Origin of the sequence: Brevibacillus brevis (assembly GCF_022026395.1) — a bacterium.
In the GTDB taxonomy this organism is placed as follows: Bacteria; Bacillota; Bacilli; order Brevibacillales; family Brevibacillaceae; genus Brevibacillus.
The window spans coordinates 308,432-331,851 of sequence record NZ_CP041767.1; the positions used below are offsets into that span (position 1 = coordinate 308,432).

The window sequence follows — 23,420 nt, forward strand, 5'->3', positions numbered from 1 at the left end:
GAAATTTCATACTGCTTATCCTTATATAAGTAGAATCACATTTAGAATTAATTGATTTGTCATGTATTTTTCTTCTGGTTGAATGCAATCATCTTTGATCATCAAGTATTTTCCTTGTAAATATAATTGTAGATATTATAAAAACATATTAAAATATATGAAGTAGTCTACCAATATAGTGTAAGACGAGAGAGGTGAATAATCTTACTAACTAGTAGGAATGCTTGATAAGAAGTGAAGGGATATCTAAGGGGCAGTTTTTCAATCAATAAAACGAGAATGACTAGAAGCTATCCGAAATACCGCCAACAGCAGAGAGGAAGAGGAAGCTTACGTGGGAAACAAGGAACTGAAGAGAGGTCTGGAAGCCCGTCATATTCAGATGATTGCTTTGGGCGGTACGATTGGTGTTGGGCTATTTATGGGGTCTGCCAGCACGATCAAATGGACGGGACCATCCGTCATGCTAGCTTATGCAATTGTAGGAATTTTTATTTTTTTCATCATGCGTGCAATGGGTGAAATGTTGTATTTGGAACCGAGTACTGGTTCATTCGCGACCTTTGGGCATAAGTATATCCATCCGTTAGCAGGTTATATGACGGCTTGGAGTAACTGGTTCCAGTGGGTCGTTGTCGGGATGGCGGAGATCATTGCCGTCGGGACGTATATGAAGTACTGGTTCCCAGATTTGCCGGCTTGGATACCTGGTATTATTGCCATGGTGATACTCGGTATAGCGAACCTGGTTTCTGTGAAGTCATTTGGTGAATTTGAGTTTTGGTTCGCTATGATCAAAATTGTAACGATCGTTTTGATGATTATTGCAGGGTTTGGATTGATTTTCTTTGGCATTGGAAATGATGGAATCGCAATCGGATTATCGAATCTGTGGGAAAATGGCGGATTCTTTACAGGTGGTTGGACAGGCTTTTTCTTTGCCCTTTCCTTGGTGATCGGGGCGTATCAAGGTGTCGAGCTCATCGGGATTACAGCAGGGGAAGCAAAAGACCCGAAAAAGACATTAAGAAGCGCGATCCAAAATATCATTTGGCGCATTTTGATTTTCTATATTGGTGCGATCTTTGTTATTGTAACCGTTTACCCTTGGGATCAATTGCAGGCAATCGGCAGTCCGTTCGTTGCTACTTTTGCGAAAATCGGCATTACCGCAGCGGCAGGTCTCATTAACTTTGTCGTGATCACTGCTGCCATGTCTGGCTGTAATAGCGGGATTTATAGTGCAGGGCGTATGCTGTATACCTTAGGGGTAAATGGCCAAGCCCCGAAAGTATTTACAAAGCTGTCTTCGAATGGTGTACCGTTGTTAGGTACGATTGGTGTTCTGATCGGTCTGGGCATTGGCGTTATCTTAAGCTATATCGCCCCAGAAAATCTCTTTGTTTATGTGTACAGTGCGAGTGTTCTGCCGGGTATGGTTCCGTGGTTTGTCATTTTGATCAGTCAAATCAGATTCCGAAAAGCAAAGGGTGCTGAAATGGACAAGCATCCATTCAAAATGCCCTTTGCCCCAGTGACCAACTATTTGACCATTGCTTTTCTCATCATGGTACTTATCGGTATGTGGATCAATGATGAGACACGCGTCTCCCTGATTGCCGGAATTGTCTTCTTGGCGATTGTGGTTATTAGCTTCTTTACACTCGGAATTAACAAGGCCGTACCACTGGATGAGCAATCAAACAAGAAATAACATAAGGGACCAACATTTGTTGGTCCTTTTTTTGTTCATCAAATCGCCTTTGTACGGCATACCTACTTCGTTTATCATTAGGATGACTGGACTGGCTAACCACTTGTGGCCGCCAATGTCCGGGCTCGTCAATGGGTAGACTAAAGCGGGATACTCATTCATGATCTGAGAAAAAAGGAGCATAAGAATGAAACAACGCAACTATACACCGATTATCGTTATTCTCACCATAGCGATTAACACGCTTGTCGCCATCTTGTACTTCATGCCGAAAAACAATGATTTCAGCCATCTCGACCTGACCTTTCTGCCGTTTTTTAATGCGGTCATGAACAGCTTTACCTTTATTTTTTTGATTGCCGCGCTTGTTTCCATCGTGAAGTTCAAAAACGTGAAGATGCATCGAGGATATATTTTTGCAGCCTTTTCCACAACAGCTCTCTTCTTGGTTTCGTATGTGATCTACCACGGAATGGCACCTAGTACTTCCTACGGGGGAGAGGGAATTCTGCGTCCGATTTATTACTTCATCTTGATTACACATATTCTGTTGTCGGCGATTATCGTTCCATTTGCGCTGATAACGACTGCACGTGGACTCAACATGAAAGTGGAAAAACATAAAAAAATCGCCCGCTGGACGATGCCGATGTGGCTGTATGTCAGTGCGACGGGTGTCATTGTTTACCTCATGATTTCTCCGTACTATTAATCAAAAAAAGAGCATTAGCTGCTATAGCTAACGCTCTTTTTTTATGGACGAAGCCTTTATATTTTCGATTCACGTTTCTTAAACCAACGTTCGATTACCAATCCCAGCGGCTTTGTTTGATTCCGAGATTTACGGCGAGCACAGAAGCAATCGGTTGCTTGATGGGGGCAAGTGAATTTGCCGTGCAGCTCGATTCTGGCTGATAATTCAATTCCTGCGCTTTTCGAATATCGGCTTCGGCTAGATTGTTCGTTTTGTTGGCTTGCTCATAACAGGGCGGTGAAATATACCTCTTGTTCGTGTGCTCCAAAATGACTCGTGTATCTGGGGAGGGGCCTGCCTCAACAGGAATGGAAAGCACGCCTGCAACTACGACTACAGCACCAATGCCAATAAGAAGTCCGCGTTTCATCCTATTCACTCCATCTATTTAGTAAAGGATTGTCCAAATGAGCCGATTTATTGTAACACCTTACTTCCAAGTGGGAAATGGCTCCATGTAGCTATTTACATAAAAAACCACCGCCTCCAATCGGGGACGGTGATTTGTATATCTAAGCGGTCTCTGTGCCGTTTTCATCAACACCCAGAGCTTGTCGTGCCATGATCTTGAACTCTTCCAGCCCTGATTTCAGCGCAAAGGTCGCAAGAGTGACAGGATACGCAGCCGTCATTTCGACGATATGCTCATGCATGCGCGGCCATACACGTCCTCCTGCTTTCTCATACCGTTGGATGAAATCCGCCAAGCCAGTATCTCCGAACAACAGGTAGACAACCGTGAAATCAACAGCAGGATCAGCTACCTCGGCCTCCGTCCAATCCAGGAGCCCTGTTACCTTGCCGTCTTCAGCAACCAGGATATGCCCCGGATGGAGGTCACCATGTACAAGAGCAGAGTGGGCAGGCCAGAATGTGTCATCCGCAAGCCATTTTTGCCATCGATCCCATAGCGCCCCAGAAACGCCAAAGACGCGTTTGACTTCATTCATCTTTTCTCGAAGGCTTGCTCGTGATTCGCTAGGCTGCTTGACGCGGATACCAGCATCTCGAGCGAGATCATGATGAATACCGTGTAATGCGACCAATGCTTCCGCCCATGTTTGGATACACAATTCAGGTAGTGATTCAGGATTCAAATACCACTCATAACTTTTTGTTTCCATATTAATCGTCGCCAATGGTGTGCCACCCAGGATCGGATAAGCGATGAATTCAGAGGTGTGAACCTGCCAATCCGGCACTTCCACACGTAGATGATTTGCAACGAGATCTAACACCTTTTTCTCATAACGGGCTGTCTCCACGACATCGTCCCGGCGCGGTTGGCGCAATACCCATGGAACACCATCTATCGTACTTGCAAAAATAGCAAGGAAGTCTAAGCCGGATTCATTCACCTTCACGGTAGTTGGGTCTACAAGGATTCCGTTGTTTTTCGCGATTGCAAGCATTTGCTCTACATTGTTTTTTGACATAACAAAAACACCTCATTCATGAATAGTTAAAATCAATCCAAACAAAAATAAACCCATACCATTCCGTTTTTAAAAATGGCTGAGCCTAATGGGGTCTTGTCGATTTTAACGAAGTCTCATGAATGCGATGCCCATTGCAATGTCCATCATCGTAACCTCCTATAATTGAAAACAAAGATAGTGTACCATGGATTCTATCAAATAGCGATGAGGAGATTAGCGATGACGAAATTGATTTCTTGGAATGTAAATGGACTTCGCGCATGTGTAAACAAAGGTTTCTATGAATACTTCAAAGAAGTGAACGCTGATATATTTTGCTTGCAGGAAACGAAGCTGCAAGAAGGTCAAATCGAGATGGAGATCGGCGAGGAGTATCATCAATATTGGAACTACGCGGAGAAGAAGGGTTACTCCGGAACGGCTGTTTTTACAAAAATGGAACCACTATCTGTGCGCTATGGCTTGGAAGAAGACCATGAGCCTGAGGGACGAGTCATTACGCTGGAGTTCCATGATTTCTATCTGGTGACGGTATATACCCCGAATGCGAAGCGTGATTTGTCGAGATTGGATTATCGGCTGGTATGGGAGGATCGGTTTCGAAACTACTTATTGCAGCTAGATGCGAAGAAGCCCGTTGTGGTTTGTGGGGACCTGAATGTCGCCCATCAAGAGATTGATTTGAAAAATGCGAAGTCCAATCGCGGTAATTCTGGATTTACTCCTGAAGAGCGTGAGAAGATGACGAACTTGCTGGCAGCCGGGTTTGTGGATACCTATCGATATTTCTATCCGGATCAGACAGATGCCTATACGTGGTGGTCTTTCATGCCGAAAGTGAGAGAGCGGAATATCGGATGGCGTATTGATTATTTTCTCGCGTCTGAGAGATTGGCTCCGTCGTTGCTCGGGGCGGGAATTGACTCACAGGTGATGGGGAGCGATCATTGTCCGGTCGTGTTGGAGCTGGGGACCATTGAGTGAGTATGCAATGCCTGTAATCAGCAATTGTGAGGGTGAGTGACCAGAAATAGCAAAACTGCCTATAATCAAACAATTAAGACGAAATCAAATATAAGCGGACGTTGATGTGAAGGGGCGGGGTTTCGTACAATGAAAACGTAAGACTTCTAATGAAGAGGGGATAGGATATTGCTAACCATGAATTTGTTACTAATTGCTTTTCTGATTTTTGCTACCGCTTTTTTTGTGGCAACTGAATTTGCAATTGTAAAGCTTCGCCCGAGCCGTGTAGACCAATTGGTCATGGAAGGGAGAAAGAATGCTTTTGCTGTTCAGAAAGTAGTTAGTAACCTGGATGGATATTTGTCAGCGTGTCAGTTGGGCATTACGTTGACAGCCATTGGCTTGGGGGTATTGGGGAAACCGACGATTGAAAGCATCATTAGCCCGTTTCTTACGCCGTTTTTACCCGAACAAGTCGTGGCAGTTCTGTCGTTTGTGATTGCTTACTCGCTCGTTACGTTTCTCCATGTGGTTGTCGGGGAACTGGCACCGAAAACAGTGGCGATCCAAAAGGCAGAAGCGGTTAGCTTACTTTGTGCGAAACCCATTATTTGGTTCTATAAATTGATGTACCCTGCGATCTGGGTGCTGAATGGCTCGGCTGCTCTGCTTGTGCGTTCATTTGGTATGAAACCGACCAAGGAGCACGAAGAAAGTCACTCAGAAGAAGAGCTGCGAATCATTTTGACGGAAAGCTATGAGAGCGGCAAAATTAATCAGTCTGAGTATGGATACGTTAGCAATATCTTTGCTTTTGACGAGATGCTTGCCCGCGAGATTATGGTCCCCCGGACAGATATGAGCTGCTTGCACAAGGAATATACCCTTGAGCAAAACCTGCGAATCATGAAAGAAGAGCAGTATACCCGTTTCCCGGTTATATCGCAGAATAAAGATCATATTATCGGGATGATTAACACGAAAGAGTTCTTTCTGAATTATGCCGATGATCCGAATTTGGATATTTCCAAGCTCATCCGACCGTTTTTGATGGTTTCAGAGGCGACTCCTGTAAAAGACCTTTTGAAAAAAATGCAGAAACAAAGAACGCATATCGCGATCCTGGTGGACGAATATGGCGGAACCTCCGGAATGGTTACGATCGAAGATATCTTGGAGGAAATTGTAGGGGAGATTCGTGATGAGTTCGACGCGGAGGAAAAAGCCGAGATCGAAATTGTGGAAGAGAATAGCCATGTGATTGTGGACGGAAAGGTACTTCTCTCCGAGGTTAACGACTTGCTCAACGCCAATATTAATGAAGAAGAACTCGATACCATCGGGGGCTGGCTATACAGTCAAAATCCGACGCTCAAAGAAGGTATCCAATGGCAATACGATGATCTCGTCTTTACGATCCGAAAGAAAGACAAGCATCGCATACGGAAAATGGAGATTCAAAAAGCAGCAGAGGCTCCAGCTCGTGAGCTGCAGGATGTAACGTAATCATATGACAGAAGGTAAAGAAACGGGGCCGATTGATGCGGTCCCGTTTCTTTTGTGACATTATATATAAACAATGTTGTACGTAGGCTTCGTTACGCCGTTCGCGTACTGTTTCATGTCTACTAACTCGAGTTTGAGACGTGGCTTCGCACTTCCAAATAGCGGGACACCTTCACCGACCATCACCGGATTCACTTTCAGCACTAATTGATCAATCAGTTGATGTGCCAGTAACGCTCCTGCCAACTCACCTCCTCCACATAGCCACAGCTTGCCTTTTTCTTGCTGTTTGAGATTTTTGATAAATTCAACGGCGTCGCCTTTGATCAGCTCGACTTCCGCGTTGGATTCAAACTGCATGCAGTTTGAGAATATATAATGCTTGATTCCCTTATAACCTGGTTCGCCCGGCTTGGCACCGAATTTAAACCCAAACTCGTAGGTTTTGGCGCCCATCAGCACTGCATCATATTCCTGAATTTCAGATAAAAAGTCCGGTACATGTTCTCCCTCAAATAAAAAGAGAGTGCTGTCGATATTTCCGTCCATCATGGCTTGATCGGCAATGAAATTATCTAGCGAAACGGCAACGTGATACGTTAAGGTAGCCATTCAGAGATCCCTCCTTTTTCGTAGTTCCATTTTATGTGAAACAAGCTGGGATTTGAACACACGAGAATTGACATAGTCGTAGATTATCGTTTATTTTAATAGTTAAGTTAACTTAATTATTGGTGGTGGTTAAATGAATGAGGAGCTCGTCGCTTTTGTCCGGGAGCTAAACGAAATCGAGTATGCTTGTCAGGTGATGCTGACGCAAGAATACGCGGATGTGCTGGATGAGACGATTACGAATAGCCAGATCATCATGATTAACTTGCTGCATGAACGCGGTCGACTGCTCACTGGGGAATTGGCAAAGCAAATGGACATCACGGCAAGTGCAGTCAGCCAAATGCTGAACAAAATGGAAAAGCGCCAGTTAGTCAAACGTTCGATTAACCCCGGGAATCGCCGGGAAATTTTTGTGGAGCTGGATACTGCCGGAGTGAACTATATCGAAACAAGCCGCAAGATTGAATTGTCGATCATAGAGCGCTTCTATTCCAAGCTTCCTTACGAAGATTTGGTAGCGCTAAAGGAAATAATGTTGAAGTTCCGGAGAATTATTGAGGAAGAGCAGACGCGAAAGACAGTTGAATAATTACGAAACAAGGGTGAGCGGCTGGGGCCCAGGAGACGGGCGAATGTCCTGGCTAACCTGCGCCATATATTTAAGTTTAATTAAATATTAATTTACCTAAAGCATTTGTCTGAAGGAGGCAGCATCCATATGCGGATTTTTGAAGTTGTGTTTGTCATTTTGGCTATAGGTTTATTGTGGTACTTAATTTGGTCTCGGAAAGCCCCAGGGCGGCTAGTTCTATGGGGAATGCCTATTTTGCTGGTCGTTACAGGGCTGTTTCACCTAATTTTTGAAAAGGCGCGTTGGCAAATGGGTCCAGCCTATTTGGTTGCACTAATGATCCTATGCATGTACGGAGTCAGGACTTACCGGAACACGATAAGGGATAGGGAATGGAAGAAATCTATTTTACTCAGTGTGCCGGCTTTTCTGCTCAGCGCACTCGCCATTTGTCTGCCATTTATGTTACCTGTCTTTTCCTTTGAGAGACCAACTGGCGCTTATCGAGTAGGAACAGTTACCTACACATGGTCGGACAACTCTCGCATAGGGAGTGACGGGACTTCCAGAAAGATCAATGTGCAGATCTGGTATCCAGCTGATTCGTCATCTTCTGCTACTCCGGGTAAATACATTTCCAATCTGCCGGCGTTTGCCAAAGCTATCGAGGAACAGTACGGATTTTCTGGGAAAGTATTGAGCTACCTCGAACAGGTGGAGACGCATACTTACGCGGGAACTTCCTTCGCCTCAGACCTAAAAGAAGCACCAATCATTTTCTTATCGCACGGGAATATGCTAGGTAGCCGCTTCACGAATACGTTTCAAGCGATTGAATTAGCCAGCCACGGTTATATTGTAGCGGCGGTCGAGCATCCAGGGACGGCGATGATCTCTGTTTATCCAGATGGCAGCTATGCTCCTTTCATAGACACGAGCTCTCATCTCCCTATGGAATACGACGTACAGAATCATGCTTCTATTCCGGTTATCAAGGAGCAGACGCAGGATATCGAATTTGCCCTTCAGCAGCTTATGGACATGAGTGAAAGGGTAACGGAGAGTCCGTTTGCCCATCGAGCTGACTTTTCTAATGTTGGCATTATCGGTCACTCCTTTGGGGGTGCAACTGCGGTGGATGTTCTATACAAGAATCCTGTATTTAAAGCAGGTATTAATATGGATGGCTACTTGTATGGTGAGGATCGTGACAAACCGTTAACGAAACCGCTGATGATTATGAACGGAGGCTTCAAATTACCAGAACTGGAGGATTCGCCGGAGATGAAACTAGCCGAAGAAGGGCGGCGAGAGCGAGTATTAGCTCAATCAGGTGTGGAGTTGGATATCTGGCAGGCGGGGCATCTCAGCTTTACAGATTTTCCTCTGTATTCACCACTGATGGAAGCACTTAGTCCTGAAGTGCGGCGCAATCACACCATTATTAACGAAGTATCGCTAGCCTTCATGGATCGGAATCTTAAGGGTGATCCAAATGCTTCCTATTTAGATGTTGTGGGGCGCTATCCAGATGTTACGATAAGGATGAAGTAATGAAGGGGCACCATTAATAGGTGTCCCTCTACTTCGAAATTTTCAGTTTGTCGCCAACAGTTCTTTTAAGCTGTTATCAATAAACGTGGTATCGACAGGGTTAAGTCCAAACCCAGCCAAGTGTCCCCAGATTGATTCAATTGGCTTAAAGGTAGCGTTAGGGATGTGCTTCGTCTCATATTCACTGTCTTCTGGCGTGAAATACAGATCAGTCCGTACAGGCATCACAACCGTTCGCGCCCGGATGCTTCGTAACGCCGCCTCAAAGTCTCCCTTGTACTTATCATTTTGGCTAATGTCGGCATGCTGCCACGTCCACATCATCGCCAGCAAATCGTTTGCATCCGAAGGAACAAAGCTTTCCTCCCAAAATCCCGAGATAAATTCGGAAAGAGTCTCATAGCCCAAAGCTTTATAGCATTCCTCGCGGTAAAATGGCTGTGAAAACCCCCAACTCGCATAAACGCGCCCCAAGGTACGTAAGCCAACCTCGGGAGATGCCGTATACTGCCCGTTATTCCAAGCTGCATCGGCTAGTAATGCTGCTCGGATGCCTTCGATCAAGACGATGTTATGCGGCCATGTTTTTGCGGTTCCGGCAAAAGGAGCCAATCTTTCGACCATATCTGGGTAGATCGCCGCCCAATGAAAAGCCTGGATGGCCCCCATCGACCAGCCGGTTGCCAAAGCAATTTTTTCAATGCCAAATCTTTCCGTAATGAGTCGATGCTGAAGAGCGACATTATCGTAGATCGTAACGTGTGGAAAATGGGCCCGATCATACGGGTTGGCTGTGTTGCTCGGGGAGGACGATAGCCCGTTGCCCAGCATATTGGGAATGATGATAAAATATTGATTCGGGTTCAAAGCCTTATCTTCCCCGATGAGCCATTCGTTTTGGTAATGCTGGTCTCCAAACGATGTAGGAAATATAATGACGTTATCCTTGGCGGCGTTGAGTGTGCCATAGGTTTTGTAAGCAATAAATGCATGAGGTAGTGTCACTCCTGACTGTAAGCGGACATCTCCCAAGTGAAAAATGTCGTAATCCATCTCGCATTGCTCCTTTGTAAACATGATTTTTTTCAACTATAAACGTTCCCGTACAGGGGAAAGTCAAGGGAATGATAGATTGGGGTTTTTCCATGTTTAAGATCAGTGAATTTTCCCGATTGAGCAGAGTGTCCTTAAAGACGCTTCGTTTTTATGATCAAATTGGCATTTTGAAGCCAGCGGATATCGACAAAGAAACTGGCTATCGGTTTTATGCAGCAGAGCAATTGGTTACGCTGAATCGAATCCTCATGTACAAGGACTTGGGATTTACGTTGCAACAAATTCAGCAATTGCTGCATGAAGAGATGTCTCCGGAGCAACTACAAGGCATATTCAGGCAAAAAGAAAGAGCAATGGAACAGCTGCTTGAGGAGGAGCAAGCACGATTGAATCGAATCAAGGAGCGTCTGTTGTCGATCGAGCAAAAGGGGTATGTAGCACAAGAGGTTGTATTTAAACGAGTCGAAGCCCAAAAAGTTGTCTCGTTTCGTTCAGAAGGTAAGGTAGAAGAGATTCCGATGCTTTTCGAGCGGCTGTCTCAACACGCAGGCAAGCAGCAGAGAAGGATGCTTTCTCCCATCGTTTTGTGGAAGGAGTCGGAGCGAGACGAGACGGCATTCGAATTGGAGATCGGCTATGTACTCAAGCAGGACATTCCCTTGCCATCCGATATGCTGGAAATACGTATGCTGCCAGAGGAGCCGATGATGGCCACCCTGGTCCAACGTGTAGAGCCATTCGTTCCTTCTACGGCCTGTATTGACTTGGCAAAATGGATAGAGCGCAATCAATACCGGATCAAAAAAGATCAGCCAGGCAGAGAAAACTATCTGCAATCCCCACTTGGGGGCGATACGTATGTAGAAGTGCAAATTCCCATAGAATTTCCATGAAAAAGGCCAGTACCCGCATAGACGACGAGGTACTGGCTTTTTGCTTGTGTTCATTTGACGCTGGTGGAAGGCGGGTAGTACAGTAATAATGATCGAGGATACAGAAAATTCCAGATGCGAAAGAAGGGAATCCTGCTATGAATAGAAAAGCACGTCGGTTCGTTGATCTGAGTGTGCCTCTTGATCATCTGGCAAAAGAACCGTTTCCACCCGAGATTCAATACAGTAGTCATGAAGAAGGGGCTATCCAAGCCGCGCAGTACTTCGGATTGCAACCAACGGATTTTCCCGAACAGAAGGCATGGGCGAGTGAAACGGTGACACTCACAACACATACGGGGACACATGTCGATGCGCCTTGGCATTACTGGCCTACTTCTGAGGGAGAGCCGGCGAAAACGGTTGATCAGTTGCCGTTGGAGTGGTTCTACGGAGATGGTGTTCTGCTTGATTTTAGTGAAAAGCCGTCTGGCTATGAGATCACGGTGAATGATGTAAAACAGAAGCTCGCACAAATCGAATACGAACTGAAACCGTTCGATATTGTCCTGATCAGGACGGGCGCGGATAAAAGATACTATGAGGAGCACTATTTTCAATCACATGCCGGAGTATCCGCCGAAGCGACACATTGGTTGATCGATCAAGGAATCAAAGTCATGGGAACCGATGGGTGGGGATGGGATATCCCGTTTTCCGTTCAAGCCGCTGATTATAAACAAAACCCGCGCGATGGTGTTTTATGGGCAGCTCACTATGTGGGAAAAGAGAAAGAGTATTGCCAGATTGAAAAGCTGGCGAATTTGGAACAATTGCCGAGACCCTACGGGTTTACCGTCTCTGTGTTTCCTGTAAAAGTGAAAGGAGCGAGCGCGGGATGGGCGCGTCCTGTCGCGATTTTTGAGGAAGAGGAGTAAGTCGTATGGGCATGAACCAGAGCGCGAAGGTTCTTTTCCTCCTATTCTTCTTGGGCTTTTGTTTTATCATGATCGCGAATGTTTCTCTGATCGGGTATCCTGCATTGCCATTCGAATCCAAGTCCAAAAAAGAAGTGACGGAGCTGTTGGGTGAAAACAAGGGAAAAATCGTCAAATTGACAACGGAGGGAAACGTCGATTGGTATGGATATGGGCCGCAAGCGAATCAAGCTACAGCGGCGGAAGCGATGAGACGAGCGGTGACAGAAACAGGCTGGACCTTCATCCAACAAGAAGGGGCCGGATACTTCTTTGAACGGGGAAAAGAGAAGATGGTCATTACGACACAAATGTGGACGGGCAACTATGTACTCTATCGAATCCCCGCAGGTATTCTAAAACCTTAAAGGGGAGGGGCTTTCCACAACAAATATTTTTCTCGTAAACAAACAGCACAAGGTCGATACCCCGCAGCAATAGCGGTAGCTTCATCCGCAAAAAATACGCGATGGCGCACATAACCGCCTCGCGTAATGGCTCTGATGGCAGAGGGGCAATCCAGTCGTCCGTATATTTTGCGTGGACGATAGCCCCCCAATGTACCCGGAGAATCACTCTGATAAAAAGAGCGATCAGCTCCGAGCAGGGTGTATGTTTTGGCAGAGTCAGCATCTTGAGGTGCTGGCTTTTTCGGTGTAGGCATATGGCTCCCCCTCTATTGGTAATGTGTCGTTTTCGCTCCAAAAGGAGGAAGCCACAGTCAGTCAGCCTACATGAAGTGTTCTTACCTTACGAGAATTTCGGAATCGCGAAGTAGGCAGTCAAGCGGTGGTTAATCTGCTCTTCGGTGAGCTCCGGGAACAATCTCGCTTCCTTCACCATATCGTACAGACGCTCCATTGGCTCGCGGCCATCCGCTTTCTTTGCCTTCGCGTCGTTTTTGAGCAACTCCCAAATCCCAACCACATACTCGCGTCTGGTGACATCTTGTTTGCGGAAAAAGAAATCGAGGCGCTCCACATGGTCCATGAATTCGTCGCCGAAGCGCTTGTCCACTTCCCCGCGCAGGAGGGCGATTTCTGCTTCGTACATCGGACGCTCGTTGCCTTTTTCCTTGCTGATCCAAGGTGTCTCCAGTACAAGCGGCAGGTGGCGGATTTTCTCGTGGTTCACGATGTAATTCATCGCATCAAAGCCGATGAGTCCCGCACCGATTGGCGCATGGCGGTCTTTGCCTGCCCCGCGGAAGTTTTTGCTGTCATTCAAGTGAACGACGGCGAGACGGTCCAAGCCGATTGTCCGGTCAAACTGGTCCAGGACGCCATCGAAGTCGTTGACGATATCATAGCCAGCATCGTGAATGTGGCAAGTATCCATGCAGACGGTCAGCCTGCTGTTGTCTTCTACTTTCTCGATGATGGCCGCGATTTCCTCAAAGCTGCGACCGATTTCCGTCCCTTTGCCCGCCATCGTCTCCAACGCGATTTTTACATCGGTGTCTTTTACGCCTGCCAGAACTTCATTCAAGCCTTCCGCGATCCGGGCGATGCCATACTCTGCATCCTTATCCGTGTAGGCGCCAGGGTGGAGCACGATATTTTTGACGCCAATGTAGTCGGTCCGGCGAATCTCTTCTTGCAGAAAACGGACAGCGAGTTCATAGGTATCGTCCTTGTAAGAGCCCAAGTTGATAATGTACGGGGCATGTACGACAATCTCATCCACGCCCTGCTTGGCCATGACTTCTTTGCCTTCCGTAATGTATTGGTCCTCGATCGGTTTGCGGCGGGTGTTCTGCGGTGCACCCGTGTAGATCATAAAGGTACTCGAGCCGTAGGTGGCTGCTTCTTGGGCGGCATTCAGCAGTCCTTTACCGGAGAATGATACGTGCGAACCTATTTTTAGCATAGGATAGAACCTCCTTTGATTAATAAAGAAAACGCCATAAATAAAAAGTAGCGTACGACTCCCAATTCGTCCAAGCCTTGGACAGCTCTCGTATTTCTGCTTTTGTCGGCTTTTTTTCTTTGCCTAGTAAAAATTTGATCGCATTGTGCAGGCCGACATCATCAATGGGAAAAGCAGAGGGCATTCGCAGACAGCGCATGAGCACATAGTTGGCTGTCCACGGTCCAATCCCACGGATACGGGTCAAACGTTTCTCCGCGGTTTGATAATCTCCTCCGTCCCATAATAGCTCTTTCGATAGTTTCCCTTCAACGATGAGTTGTGCGACGTCAATCAAATACTCGCATTTCTTGGTCGTCATGCGCAATCCATCCAGATCAGCGACGGATAATCCGGCGATTGTTTCTGCTGTGGGAAAAAGCCAATACGTCTGTCCTTCGAAATCTACTCGTCTTCCGAATGTCTCTACCAACCGCCGCTTGAGGGTGTACGCATAGGTCAGGTTAATTTGTTGACCAATGATTCCCCAACTGAGCGCTTCAAACAGGTCGGGAATGCCCATAGTCCGCAGCCCGTAAAATTTTTCAACGGCTTGCTGTAGAAGAGCATCCCCTGCGGCAAGCTCATAAAACGGAACCAGGTCTCGATCTAGATCGAACCAATCTCGCACATAGCGGGCAACCTCCATCCGGACTTTTTCAGTGGGAAGCGAAGGGCTGAGAAAACGCACAGTCAATCCTTGATCGTTTTCTGCGTGAATTTCGACCACTTGTGAATCTTGTTCAATCGGGATGGCTTTGTAGAGGCGCCCGTTTTGAATGTGAAACATGCATTCGTTGGATGCTCTGGACAAGTAGTGAAGATTTTGCGAAAAACAGAATTCCGTAGGTACGGACAAGATTAATTCTTTTCTATTATCGACCCAAGCCGAGTGGGATAGACCGCTTGTCATGTGAAAACCTCCTGTCTTCCTCCTAGTTTTATAACAAGAAAAGCTATCCTGTCATTTCGTTATCTTGCTATTTTAATCTTCTAGCAGTACGGATCATGTAGCGTGGGGGTATACTGTCGGTAAGAGCAAGCGATTCGATAACGGCTATGGCAAAGGAGAGGACATGTGTTGGAGGAACGGGTAACCGATGAGCGATGGCAGGCCATTATTCATAACGATTCGTCTTACGATGATCAATTTTTTTATGCGGTAAAAACGACGAAGATTTTTTGTAGACCGTCGTGCAAGTCGAAGCCGCCGAAGAGGGAGAACGTGCGGGTTTTCCAAAATGCAAACCAAGCCCTACGGGAAGAATTTCGCCCATGTAAACGCTGCAAGCCTACGGGAGAGAGGTTGCCTGATCGTGAGTGGGTGGCACAAATTACACAGTACATTGATTCTCATTATAACGAAAAGCTGACGTTGGAGCATTTAGCTGATATGTGCCATGGCAGTCCGTTTCATTTGCAGCGAACGTTTAAGCGACTCATGGATATGACGCCTGTGGAGTACATCCAGAAAAAGCGGATAGAAAGGGCACGAGAGCTGCTGGCTCATTCGAACAACCAGATCGCGGATGTTGCGCAATTGGTAGGGATGCCGAATACGCCGTATTTTATCACGTTGTTTAAAAAAATGACGGGCAAGACGCCGAGTGAATATCGCCAACTGTACGTCAAAAAACAAACGACATAAGCTGCTTGTGAAATATGATATCTTAAAAAGTAAGGAGCATTGAAGATGAGAAACAAAAGGAGCCCTGCCAAAATGAACGATACGAAAACCTTGCGAGAAGTATTTAAAAAGACCACTTATCAAATCGCCGGGCACAGCAAGAGAGACCTCCATCAATTGCAGCAGGTCCTGTCAAGGGTGGACGGGAATATGGAGGGTGATATGTACGGAACAGGCGAACTCATCGAGAATTTCCAACGCAAGATGGCCGAATATTTGGGCAAAGAGTCTGCCGTATTCTTTCCCAGCGGTACGATGGCCCAACAAATCGCGTTACGCATCTGGTGCGATGAGAAGGGAATCAAAAAGGTCGCCTATCATCCGCTCTGCCACTTGGAGATTCACGAGGAGGATGGGCTCAAGGAGCTGCATCAGATCGAGGCTGTCTTGCTGGCGGATAAAGACAGAGTGATTGAACTGGGCGATGTTCTCGGCATGGACGACGATATCGCGTGCCTGTTGCTGGAATTGCCACAGCGGGAGATTGGCGGACAGCTACCCACGTATGAGGATTTGGAGGCGATCTCCCGTTATTGTCGGGAAAAAGGAATTCGGCTGCATCTGGATGGCGCCCGGCTTATGGAAATCCTGCCGTTTTACGAGAAGACAGCCGATGAGGTATGCGCGTTGTTCGATAGCGTGTACGTTTCCTTTTACAAAGGGATAGGCGGAATTGCCGGAGCGATCCTGGCTGGGGATGAAGATTTCACGAAGCAATCGAAGGTATGGAAAAGACGCCATGGCGGGGACCTGATTAGTTTGTACCCGTATATTGTCACGGCAGAATACCATTTTGAGCAGAGAAAGCATAAATTCGGTCAATATTACGAGCACGCAAAGGAACTGGCAGCATGGTACAACCAATGCCAGGGGATATCCACGAGACCAGCCGTGCCTGTATCCAACATGTTTCATGTGCATGCAGAATTGCCGAAAGAAGAGCTTGAGCGTATCATGGTCTCTCTTAGTGAAGAGACAGGAATTGGTTTCACGCATTATGTAAGAGAGGACGACGAATCGACTAGCTCCTATGAGGTAAGTATTGGCGATCGGTATGCGATGATCCCGAAGGAAGAGCTGGCATTGGCATTCGAAAAGCTGAATCAGAAATTAGGGGAGCAGAAATAAAAAGCCGAGTAAACGAATCAACTTCGGGGCGGTGGCAGTCTGGTGCTTACAGATTCATACCGGGCTGTCGCGAATTTTTCCGTAAGAAGAGAAAGGAACCAAGATGTTCATTATCAGACCGTACGAAAAAAGCGACTACCCTTCGATCATGGCTTACGATTTACCGCAAGAACAAGCGATCTACACATCTATGCCAGTCGATGTGATTGAAGCATCTCAAAACGATCGTGGATCTATGCCCTATGTGGTTTTCGACCAAGGCCATCTAATCGGCTGCTTTGCCTTATTCACACCACACACAGGCAATCCCTACACACCAAATGGCGAGGCTATTATTTTCAAATCATTTTCGATTGATTCCCGCTATCAAAAGAAGGGCTACGCCTTGCGAGTATTCCATGAGTTGGCTGACATCGCACGAGTGCATTACCCGGAGCGAGATGAAATCGTGTTGACGGTGCATCATACGAATACGCCAGCGATCCAACTGTATAAAAAGGCTGGTCTAGTCGATCAAGGATGGAGATTTGCGGGTGAGTTTGGCGAGGAGCTGATTTTTCATCTCGCTTTGTCATCAAGGTAGAAGCACGGGAAACGAGGAACTGAAGAGGCGACAGTAGAGTGTCTGCTTTTTGGGCGTGATCAGTCCATCATGACCGCAATGGTAGCGACTACCGTAGCAAAATCGCTCTATGAAGAATCGTTTCCTCCAGGAGTCCACCACATGGAACAACTGTTTTCATTAGAAAAAATGAGAGTTTGGCTGGAGCGGAAAGCATCACTGACCGTATTTGTCAGGGAAGCCGGTCTATGATAGAGCTATCGAAGAACCAAAGAGGGGGCTTTATCATGACACACTATGCCAAAAACATGTACGACTTTCACGCGTGGGCGAATCAAACGTTAATCAATCGCTTAAAGGAGCTTCCGGAAGGTGTTTACGAGCAGGAGGTCCAAAGCGTTTTCCCGACAGTAGCAAAAGTGATGGAGCATATTTATATGGTGGACGAAGGCTGGATTCGCATATTGCAAGGGATGGACATGCAAGCGGCATTGAATGAGGCATGGCAGAAGGAAAAGGAATTAACGGGAAAAAGCTTGGAGGAAGTTGAGCAGTTGTATGCCGAACTGGTCGAGCAATTCAGAGCTTTTCTCAGCCAAGATGAAGATTTGGAGCGACGCATTGTCCTTGATAATCCGTACACGAGAGTGCGAGATACGAGCTTGGCAGAAATCATCATGCAAGTGGTCAATCATGGAACGTATCATCGTGGAAATATAACGGCGATGCTGCGCCAAATGGGGTATCCTTCTGTCATGACCGATTATGCACTTTACTGGTACGCCAACTGAAAAGAGTCTTGGGCTGGAAGAGATTTCATTCTTCTGGCTTTAGGCTGTTGACAAGGGACAATTCACGTCCTATAATTATCTTAAATTCAAGATATTTAATTTTCGTAACATCGTCATCCTACTTCCCCAAGCAGGAACATTTTTAAACCCATTATCTTTAATTTGAGATATCAAAAATGAATGAGATAGAAAAAATCGAGGAGGAAGTCCCATGAGTGAATTCACCACCCTTGTAAAAAACAGAAGATCTGCAAACAAGTTTCTAACGGACGTAACGATAACACCTGCTGAGATCGATGAAATCATGTCGCTGGTCAAATTCGCGCCATCAGCATTCAATTTGCAGCATGCCCATTATGTAGTTGTCATCGATCCAGAAGCCAAAGAGCGTGTATATGAAGCGGCATATAGACAGTATAAGGTAAAGACCGCTTCGGCAGTTGTGCTTGTATTTGGTGACAAGGAAGCGTACCAAAGCGTAGAGCGCATTAATGAAGGCCTTCTTCATTTAGGAGTCATGGATCAACGCGAGTACGACCACAACAATTCTTCTGTCAGAGCAATGCACGAGGCTGGAGGAGAGCAGTTCAAGCGTGATGAAGCGATCCGCAATGCCAATTTGTCCGCAATGTTGTTCATGCTCGCTGCAAAGGATAAAGGCTGGGATACGTGCCCGATGATCGGATTCGACCCGGCAGCGGTGCAAGAAATAGCGAAGGTTCCGGACAGCTTTGTGCCAGCTTTGATGATCACGATTGGAAAAGAAGATACATCCAGCCAGCGTGTCAGAGGGTACCGCAAGCCCGTTGGAGAGTTCGTAAGCTACAACACATTCCAAGCAAGTAAATAATAAATTTGAGGAGGCAATTCAAAATGACACAGCAAACAGCAGGAATTCACCATATCACAGCTTTTGTAACAAGCGCCCAAAATAACGTTGATTTTTATGCAGGGTTTCTCGGATTGCGCATGGTGAAAAAAACGATCAACTTCGATGCACCAGATGTATATCATCTGTATTTCGGGAATGAGGTCGGCAGTCCAGGTACTGCAATCACCTTTTTCCCGTGGGAAACTGGTCGCCGCGGACGCGTTGGCGGTGGGCAGGTTGGCTATACAACCTTCTTGATTCCGGTGGGGGCGTTTTCCTTCTGGGAGGATCGACTGAAAAAATTCGGAATCGAGTACCGCCGCGTGGAGCGTTTTAATGAAACGTATCTGCAATTTACAGACAGAGACGGCTTACAGCTGGAGATCGTGGAACGTGAAGGCGGTCCAGCGAGCAAATGGTCCTTTGGCGGGGTGCCAGCTGATAAGGCGATCAAAGGCTTCGGCGGAGCGATCTTGTACAGCATGGCTCCAGCCCACACTATGGATGTTCTCGAGAGACTGATGGGACTGACCAGAGTCGGCGAAGAAAACGGCCTTGTCCGTTTCAAGGCTCACGGCGATTTGGGCAATGTCATTGACGTGAATGCCGAGCCGATACCAAGAGGAGTAGGTGGCGCAGGTACAATCCACCATATCGCATGGCGTGCCGTAGATGATCAGGATCACCAACTGTGGCAGCAGCGTGCGGCTCAATCCGGACTCCATCCGACGGATATTATCGACCGTCAATACTTCAACGCCATCTACTTCCGCGAGCCAGGCGAGATTTTGTTTGAGATTGCAACAGATCCTCCAGGATTTGAACGAGATGAGCCATTTGAGGCACTGGGTGAAAAACTGATGCTCCCCGAGTGGTATGAACCACGTCGTGCCCAGATTGAGCAAGGTTTGCCGCCGATTACAGTCAGAGTGTTGGAGGAAGATAAATCATGAATTTGAAGCACATTTTTCGAAAAGGAACCGATTCAAAAGCACCAACGCTGTTGTTGCTTCATGGAACAGGCGGAGATGAAAACGACCTCTTGCCACTGGCCAATCGCATTTATCCAGGCGCTTCTGTTCTGAGTGTCCGTGGGAATGTTCTCGAAAACGGCATGCCGCGATTTTTCCGACGCTTAGCAGAGGGTGTTTTCGACGAAGAGGATTTGGTCAACCGCACGCAGGAGCTGCATGAGTTTTTGGATCAGGCGGCGGTTACGTATCAGATTGAGCGAGACAATATCGTGGCAGTCGGTTATTCGAACGGGGCGAATATCGCAGGTAGTCTCCTGTTCCATTACCCGACTCCGCTAAAAGGGGCGATTCTTTTCCACCCAATGGTTCCACGCCGTGGGATCGCTCTGCCTGATATGTCAGCCATTCCAGTGTTCATCGGAGCGGGTACGAATGATCCGATCTGTACTGCACAAGAGACGGAGGAGCTGAACCAATTACTGACAGAAGCAGGTGCTGACGTGACTGTGCATTGGGATTCATATGGTCATCAGCTAACGGTGAAGGAAGTAGAGGCTTCGGCCGCGTGGTTTACAGAGGAGTTTCGCAAGTAATCGAATGAGTAACAAGAGCGGCGGACCTAAGTGTCTGCCGTTTTTTGTGTGTGCAAACAGTTGTTTTTCCGGGAAAAGAGCAGGTTTTCCTCAGATTTAATCAAATGTGTAAGGGGTCTTCAAGAGCCAGCCGTATTCGTTCATCTCTTGTTCATATTGCTTCTTTACGATTGATTCGCGTAGATAGGCGCAAGCCAGTGACGATTTGCAGGAGGATAAACAAGTGAGTATCATTCAAAATAATGAAGCAGGAGAACCAGAGGGCGAGTAACAAGGAGGCCAGCTAGATGAAACTGACGATTCTGATTGCAGATGACGATCCACACGTACGTGAGCTATTGCGGTTTTACTTAGCAAAAGAGGGATACAACGTCTTGGCTTGTGTGGATGGAAATGAGGCTTCGCAGCTGTTAGAGCAAGAGTCTGTCCAGCTCGCCATCGTGGATGTGATGATGCCAGGCAAAAACGGCTGGGAGCTATGCCGGGAGATCCGGGAATTTTACGACCTCCCTGTCATCATGCTAACGGCAAAGGGAGAGGTGCGGGATAAGGAAAAAGGTTTTTTGGCGGGGACGGATGATTATTTGACCAAGCCATTTGAGCCTACCGAATTGTTGTACCGCATCAAGGCCTTGCTGCGTCGTTATCAGATGGTCAGCAAACAAATCATTGTCATAAACGATACTGTCATCGATCGTATCAGCCATGTTGTGAAGGTGAAAGAAGAGTTGATTCATTTACCATTAAAGGAATTTGAACTGCTTGCCCAGCTTGCCAGTTTTCCTGATCGGATCTTTACCCGGGATCAACTGTTGGAGCTCGTGTGGGGGAGTGATACGGAGAGCGATAGTCGTACCATCGATGTGCATATTAAGCGGCTGCGAGAGAAATTTACGGAGAAAACCAATGACTTTGTCATTTCTACCGTTCGTGGTTTAGGCTACAAGCTGGAGGTGCGAGGCACGTGAAATCTCTCTACGTTCGGGTTGTTTTTACCTTCGTCGCCATTGTACTGATCAGCGGCACACTTGGATTTTTGTTGGCAAATGAGTATTATCAACGAAACCTGCGTGCTTATAATGAACAAAAAATCACGAGTATCGGACAGCAGATAATCGATTTGTACGAGCATAAATCCTCGCTCGACCTGACCGCCTTTATGACCCATGTCGGCAATTTGAATTTTCAGTTGCATCTCGTGGATGAGAATGGCGGAGTAAGCCAGTTCGGAGCACCTTTTCGAGACCAGCAGATAGAGCCTGCCATCGTTCAAAAAGTATTGGCGGGTGAGACCTACAGAGGAATTACAGAAGAACAGCACGGCTTGTTTGTGACCGGATTTTTCGAAAACACGTTGACAAACAGCATTGGCTTGCCGCTTATAGCAGAAGGGAAAAAGTACGCCCTGTTTGTACGGCCAAATATTGAGCAGCAGTTTGGCGAGGTGCACATTATGTTTGCTTTGCTGCTGGCAGCGATGTTTGTCCTTAGCCTGATCCTGATTTTGGTATTTACCCGTTATTTGGTGAAGCCGATCGAGAAGCTAAGCCGTGCGACCAAAAAGCTGGCAGAAGGGCAGTATGATATACACTTGGACATCGCTCGCCGGGATGAAATCGGCGATTTGGCCACGCATTTTGCGAGAATGACAGAGTCACTCAAACAACTGGACGAGATGCGCCAAGAGTTTGTCTCCAATGTCTCTCATGAAATCCAGTCTCCATTGACATCGATCCAAGGCTTTTCTCAAGCCATCCGCAGCGGTGGTGTGACAAGCGAACAGCGGGAGATGTACCTGACGATCATCGAAGAGGAGAGCAGACGTCTGTCTTCCTTGAGCAAGCAGCTGTTGACGCTCGCTTCCCTGGACAAAGAGACCGGGCTGTACGAACCGACCCGTTTTCGTCTGGATGAGCAGATCAGGCAAGTCCTCTTAGTTTTGCAGCAGCAGTGGCAACAAAAAAAGCTCGCGATGGAGCTGACCTTACCGGAGACCTTCATCGTTGGTGACAAGCAGCTACTTAATCAAGTATGGATGAACCTGCTTGCGAACAGTATCAAATTCACCCCAACGGCTGGCTCTATTTACATTGCGATACAGAAGGATACGCGAATCGTCGTGACCATCCGGGATACGGGGATCGGCATGTCAGAAGAAGAGCAGGAGCATGTCTTTGACCGCTTTTACAAAGGAGACAAGTCACGCAATCGGGAAGCGACGGGAAGCGGGCTCGGTCTTTCTATCGTGCAAAAAATTTTGCAGGTCGCAAAAGGCAGCATTCACATTCAAAGCCGTATAGGCGAAGGGACAACGGTCACGGTCAGTCTACCAACGGGTGAACATCCTACTGCGCGAACGACAAACGAATCTTAACGAAACGATGCAAGGGAGTGATTTCCATGAATATCGGCATGCGTCTCCTCGCCGCAGTTATATCCCCTCTCTTTACCGGTCTGTATGCTGCGTTGATCATCTACCTTTATCGTGACCCTAGCGCGCCGTACGGGTTTGGACAAGAGTATTTGCTGGGCGTGCTCATCAGCATGGCAATGAACCTGATTGTCTTCGTATGGCTGTCGGTATTCGTGGACTGGCTAGTGAATCGATCGCACGTAATCGGGTGGAAAAAATACGCAGTGCGTTGCGCCGGATATACTGTCATCGGCTATGCTCCTGTACTTTTTCAATGGCTAATAAGTGTTGATCCGCAAGCTGCATTGTTTTATCCGCAGGCAACAGTGTTTGTGTTCGCTTCGATATGTTACTTCCTTATATTTGTGGGAATAGAGGCGATCAGGCAGCGGTTTACCCGGAAAACGAGTATAAACCGCCATGGTTAATCAAATGTTTAAAATGCCGGAGTAACAAAAAAGCCCGAGCA

Annotated in this window: 26 protein-coding genes; 19 read left to right on the forward strand and 7 right to left on the reverse strand. The window is 46.9% G+C overall.

The window, feature by feature from the left end:
• Positions 1 to 334 precede the first annotated feature (334 nt).
• Positions 335 to 1,714 (forward strand): amino acid permease, encoded by a 1,380-nt coding sequence (locus FO446_RS01825; RefSeq protein ID WP_173612525.1) that lies wholly within the window; start codon positions 335 to 337, stop codon positions 1,712 to 1,714.
• Positions 1,715 to 1,901: 187 nt separating this feature from the next.
• Positions 1,902 to 2,426: a DUF420 domain-containing protein gene (locus FO446_RS01830; protein ID WP_232774528.1), complete on the forward strand. Its 525-nt coding sequence runs from the start codon at positions 1,902 to 1,904 to the stop codon at positions 2,424 to 2,426.
• 94 nt (positions 2,427 to 2,520) lie between these two features.
• Here FO446_RS01830 and FO446_RS01835 read toward each other — a convergent pair whose 3' ends face one another.
• The gene (locus FO446_RS01835; RefSeq protein ID WP_221867426.1) at positions 2,521 to 2,838 is read right to left on the reverse strand and encodes a hypothetical protein; all 318 of its coding nucleotides are present in this window, start codon (positions 2,836 to 2,838) and stop codon (positions 2,521 to 2,523) included.
• A 142-nt stretch (positions 2,839 to 2,980) separates the two neighbouring features.
• Positions 2,981 to 3,904, reverse strand: a complete 924-nt coding sequence (gene mphJ, locus FO446_RS01840) for a macrolide 2'-phosphotransferase MphJ (RefSeq protein ID WP_221867425.1) — start codon at positions 3,902 to 3,904, stop codon at positions 2,981 to 2,983.
• 222 nt (positions 3,905 to 4,126) lie between these two features.
• Here mphJ and FO446_RS01845 point away from each other — a divergent pair, with 222 nt between their 5' ends.
• Both FO446_RS01845 and FO446_RS01850 read left to right on the forward strand, forming a co-directional pair.
• Entirely contained in the window at positions 4,127 to 4,891 is a 765-nt protein-coding gene (locus tag FO446_RS01845) for an exodeoxyribonuclease III (RefSeq protein ID WP_173612430.1), read from the forward strand.
• Positions 4,892 to 5,059: 168 nt separating this feature from the next.
• The gene (locus FO446_RS01850; protein ID WP_173612429.1) at positions 5,060 to 6,379 is read left to right on the forward strand and encodes a hemolysin family protein; all 1,320 of its coding nucleotides are present in this window, start codon (positions 5,060 to 5,062) and stop codon (positions 6,377 to 6,379) included.
• Between the two features lie 60 nt (positions 6,380 to 6,439).
• On the opposite strand, the gene FO446_RS01855 is transcribed toward FO446_RS01850, so the two are convergent.
• The gene (locus tag FO446_RS01855; RefSeq protein WP_237899795.1) at positions 6,440 to 6,991 is read right to left on the reverse strand and encodes a dihydrofolate reductase family protein; all 552 of its coding nucleotides are present in this window, start codon (positions 6,989 to 6,991) and stop codon (positions 6,440 to 6,442) included.
• Between the two features lie 133 nt (positions 6,992 to 7,124).
• Here FO446_RS01855 and FO446_RS01860 point away from each other — a divergent pair, with 133 nt between their 5' ends.
• On the forward strand, positions 7,125 to 7,583 hold the full coding sequence (locus FO446_RS01860) for a MarR family winged helix-turn-helix transcriptional regulator (RefSeq protein WP_199928612.1): 459 nt from the start codon (positions 7,125 to 7,127) through the stop codon (positions 7,581 to 7,583).
• A 129-nt stretch (positions 7,584 to 7,712) separates the two neighbouring features.
• Positions 7,713 to 9,119, forward strand: a complete 1,407-nt coding sequence (locus FO446_RS01865) for an alpha/beta hydrolase family protein (protein WP_232774526.1) — start codon at positions 7,713 to 7,715, stop codon at positions 9,117 to 9,119.
• Between the two features lie 42 nt (positions 9,120 to 9,161).
• Here the strand turns inward: FO446_RS01865 and FO446_RS01870 are convergent, their stop codons facing one another.
• Complete coding sequence (locus FO446_RS01870) at positions 9,162 to 10,172, reverse strand: alpha/beta fold hydrolase (RefSeq protein ID WP_237899798.1); 1,011 nt, start codon at positions 10,170 to 10,172, stop codon at positions 9,162 to 9,164.
• Positions 10,173 to 10,264: 92 nt separating this feature from the next.
• Between FO446_RS01870 and FO446_RS01875 the strand changes: the two genes are divergently transcribed.
• From FO446_RS01875 to FO446_RS01885, 3 genes are all read left to right on the forward strand, one after another.
• Positions 10,265 to 11,068: a MerR family transcriptional regulator gene (locus FO446_RS01875; RefSeq protein ID WP_237899800.1), complete on the forward strand. Its 804-nt coding sequence runs from the start codon at positions 10,265 to 10,267 to the stop codon at positions 11,066 to 11,068.
• Between the two features lie 137 nt (positions 11,069 to 11,205).
• Positions 11,206 to 11,985, forward strand: coding sequence for a cyclase family protein (locus FO446_RS01880; protein WP_237899802.1), 780 nt, complete (start codon positions 11,206 to 11,208; stop codon positions 11,983 to 11,985).
• 5 nt (positions 11,986 to 11,990) lie between these two features.
• Positions 11,991 to 12,392 carry a hypothetical protein gene (locus FO446_RS01885; protein WP_173612422.1) on the forward strand — a complete coding sequence of 134 codons (402 nt, stop codon included), beginning with the start codon at positions 11,991 to 11,993 and terminating at the stop codon, positions 12,390 to 12,392.
• On the opposite strand, the gene FO446_RS01890 is transcribed toward FO446_RS01885, so the two are convergent.
• The 3 genes from FO446_RS01890 to FO446_RS01900 form a co-directional block, all read right to left on the reverse strand.
• Complete coding sequence (locus FO446_RS01890; RefSeq protein WP_173612421.1) at positions 12,389 to 12,688, reverse strand: Ada metal-binding domain-containing protein; 300 nt, start codon at positions 12,686 to 12,688, stop codon at positions 12,389 to 12,391. The genes FO446_RS01885 and FO446_RS01890 overlap by 4 nt on opposite strands.
• 86 nt (positions 12,689 to 12,774) lie before the next feature.
• A complete protein-coding gene (locus tag FO446_RS01895) occupies positions 12,775 to 13,893 on the reverse strand; it encodes a deoxyribonuclease IV (protein WP_173612420.1) in 1,119 nt (372 codons plus the stop codon).
• A gap of 19 nt (positions 13,894 to 13,912) precedes the next feature.
• A complete protein-coding gene (locus FO446_RS01900; RefSeq protein ID WP_232774523.1) occupies positions 13,913 to 14,845 on the reverse strand; it encodes a DNA-3-methyladenine glycosylase 2 in 933 nt (310 codons plus the stop codon).
• Between the two features lie 165 nt (positions 14,846 to 15,010).
• Here FO446_RS01900 and FO446_RS01905 point away from each other — a divergent pair, with 165 nt between their 5' ends.
• The 10 genes from FO446_RS01905 to FO446_RS01950 all read left to right on the forward strand — a co-directional run bounded on the left by FO446_RS01905 (position 15,011) and on the right by FO446_RS01950 (position 23,379).
• Positions 15,011 to 15,580 carry a bifunctional transcriptional activator/DNA repair enzyme AdaA gene (locus FO446_RS01905; protein ID WP_173612418.1) on the forward strand — a complete coding sequence of 190 codons (570 nt, stop codon included), beginning with the start codon at positions 15,011 to 15,013 and terminating at the stop codon, positions 15,578 to 15,580.
• Between the two features lie 72 nt (positions 15,581 to 15,652).
• On the forward strand, positions 15,653 to 16,747 hold the full coding sequence (locus tag FO446_RS01910) for a threonine aldolase family protein (protein WP_237899803.1): 1,095 nt from the start codon (positions 15,653 to 15,655) through the stop codon (positions 16,745 to 16,747).
• A 103-nt stretch (positions 16,748 to 16,850) separates the two neighbouring features.
• A complete protein-coding gene (locus FO446_RS01915; protein ID WP_173612416.1) occupies positions 16,851 to 17,330 on the forward strand; it encodes a GNAT family N-acetyltransferase in 480 nt (159 codons plus the stop codon).
• A 266-nt stretch (positions 17,331 to 17,596) separates the two neighbouring features.
• On the forward strand, positions 17,597 to 18,100 hold the full coding sequence (locus tag FO446_RS01920) for a DinB family protein (protein WP_173612415.1): 504 nt from the start codon (positions 17,597 to 17,599) through the stop codon (positions 18,098 to 18,100).
• 211 nt (positions 18,101 to 18,311) lie between these two features.
• Positions 18,312 to 18,950, forward strand: coding sequence for a nitroreductase family protein (locus tag FO446_RS01925; protein ID WP_087349231.1), 639 nt, complete (start codon positions 18,312 to 18,314; stop codon positions 18,948 to 18,950).
• 23 nt (positions 18,951 to 18,973) lie between these two features.
• Complete coding sequence (locus FO446_RS01930) at positions 18,974 to 19,924, forward strand: ring-cleaving dioxygenase (RefSeq protein ID WP_173612414.1); 951 nt, start codon at positions 18,974 to 18,976, stop codon at positions 19,922 to 19,924.
• Positions 19,921 to 20,538 (forward strand): alpha/beta hydrolase, encoded by a 618-nt coding sequence (locus FO446_RS01935; RefSeq protein WP_237899805.1) that lies wholly within the window; start codon positions 19,921 to 19,923, stop codon positions 20,536 to 20,538. Before FO446_RS01930 ends, FO446_RS01935 begins: the two co-directional genes overlap by 4 nt.
• Positions 20,539 to 20,825: 287 nt before the next feature.
• Positions 20,826 to 21,506 carry a response regulator transcription factor gene (locus tag FO446_RS01940; protein WP_237899807.1) on the forward strand — a complete coding sequence of 227 codons (681 nt, stop codon included), beginning with the start codon at positions 20,826 to 20,828 and terminating at the stop codon, positions 21,504 to 21,506.
• Positions 21,503 to 22,912, forward strand: a complete 1,410-nt coding sequence (locus tag FO446_RS01945; RefSeq protein ID WP_237899809.1) for a sensor histidine kinase — start codon at positions 21,503 to 21,505, stop codon at positions 22,910 to 22,912. Before FO446_RS01940 ends, FO446_RS01945 begins: the two co-directional genes overlap by 4 nt.
• 26 nt (positions 22,913 to 22,938) lie before the next feature.
• Complete coding sequence (locus FO446_RS01950) at positions 22,939 to 23,379, forward strand: hypothetical protein (RefSeq protein ID WP_237899811.1); 441 nt, start codon at positions 22,939 to 22,941, stop codon at positions 23,377 to 23,379.
• Positions 23,380 to 23,420 lie beyond the last annotated feature (41 nt).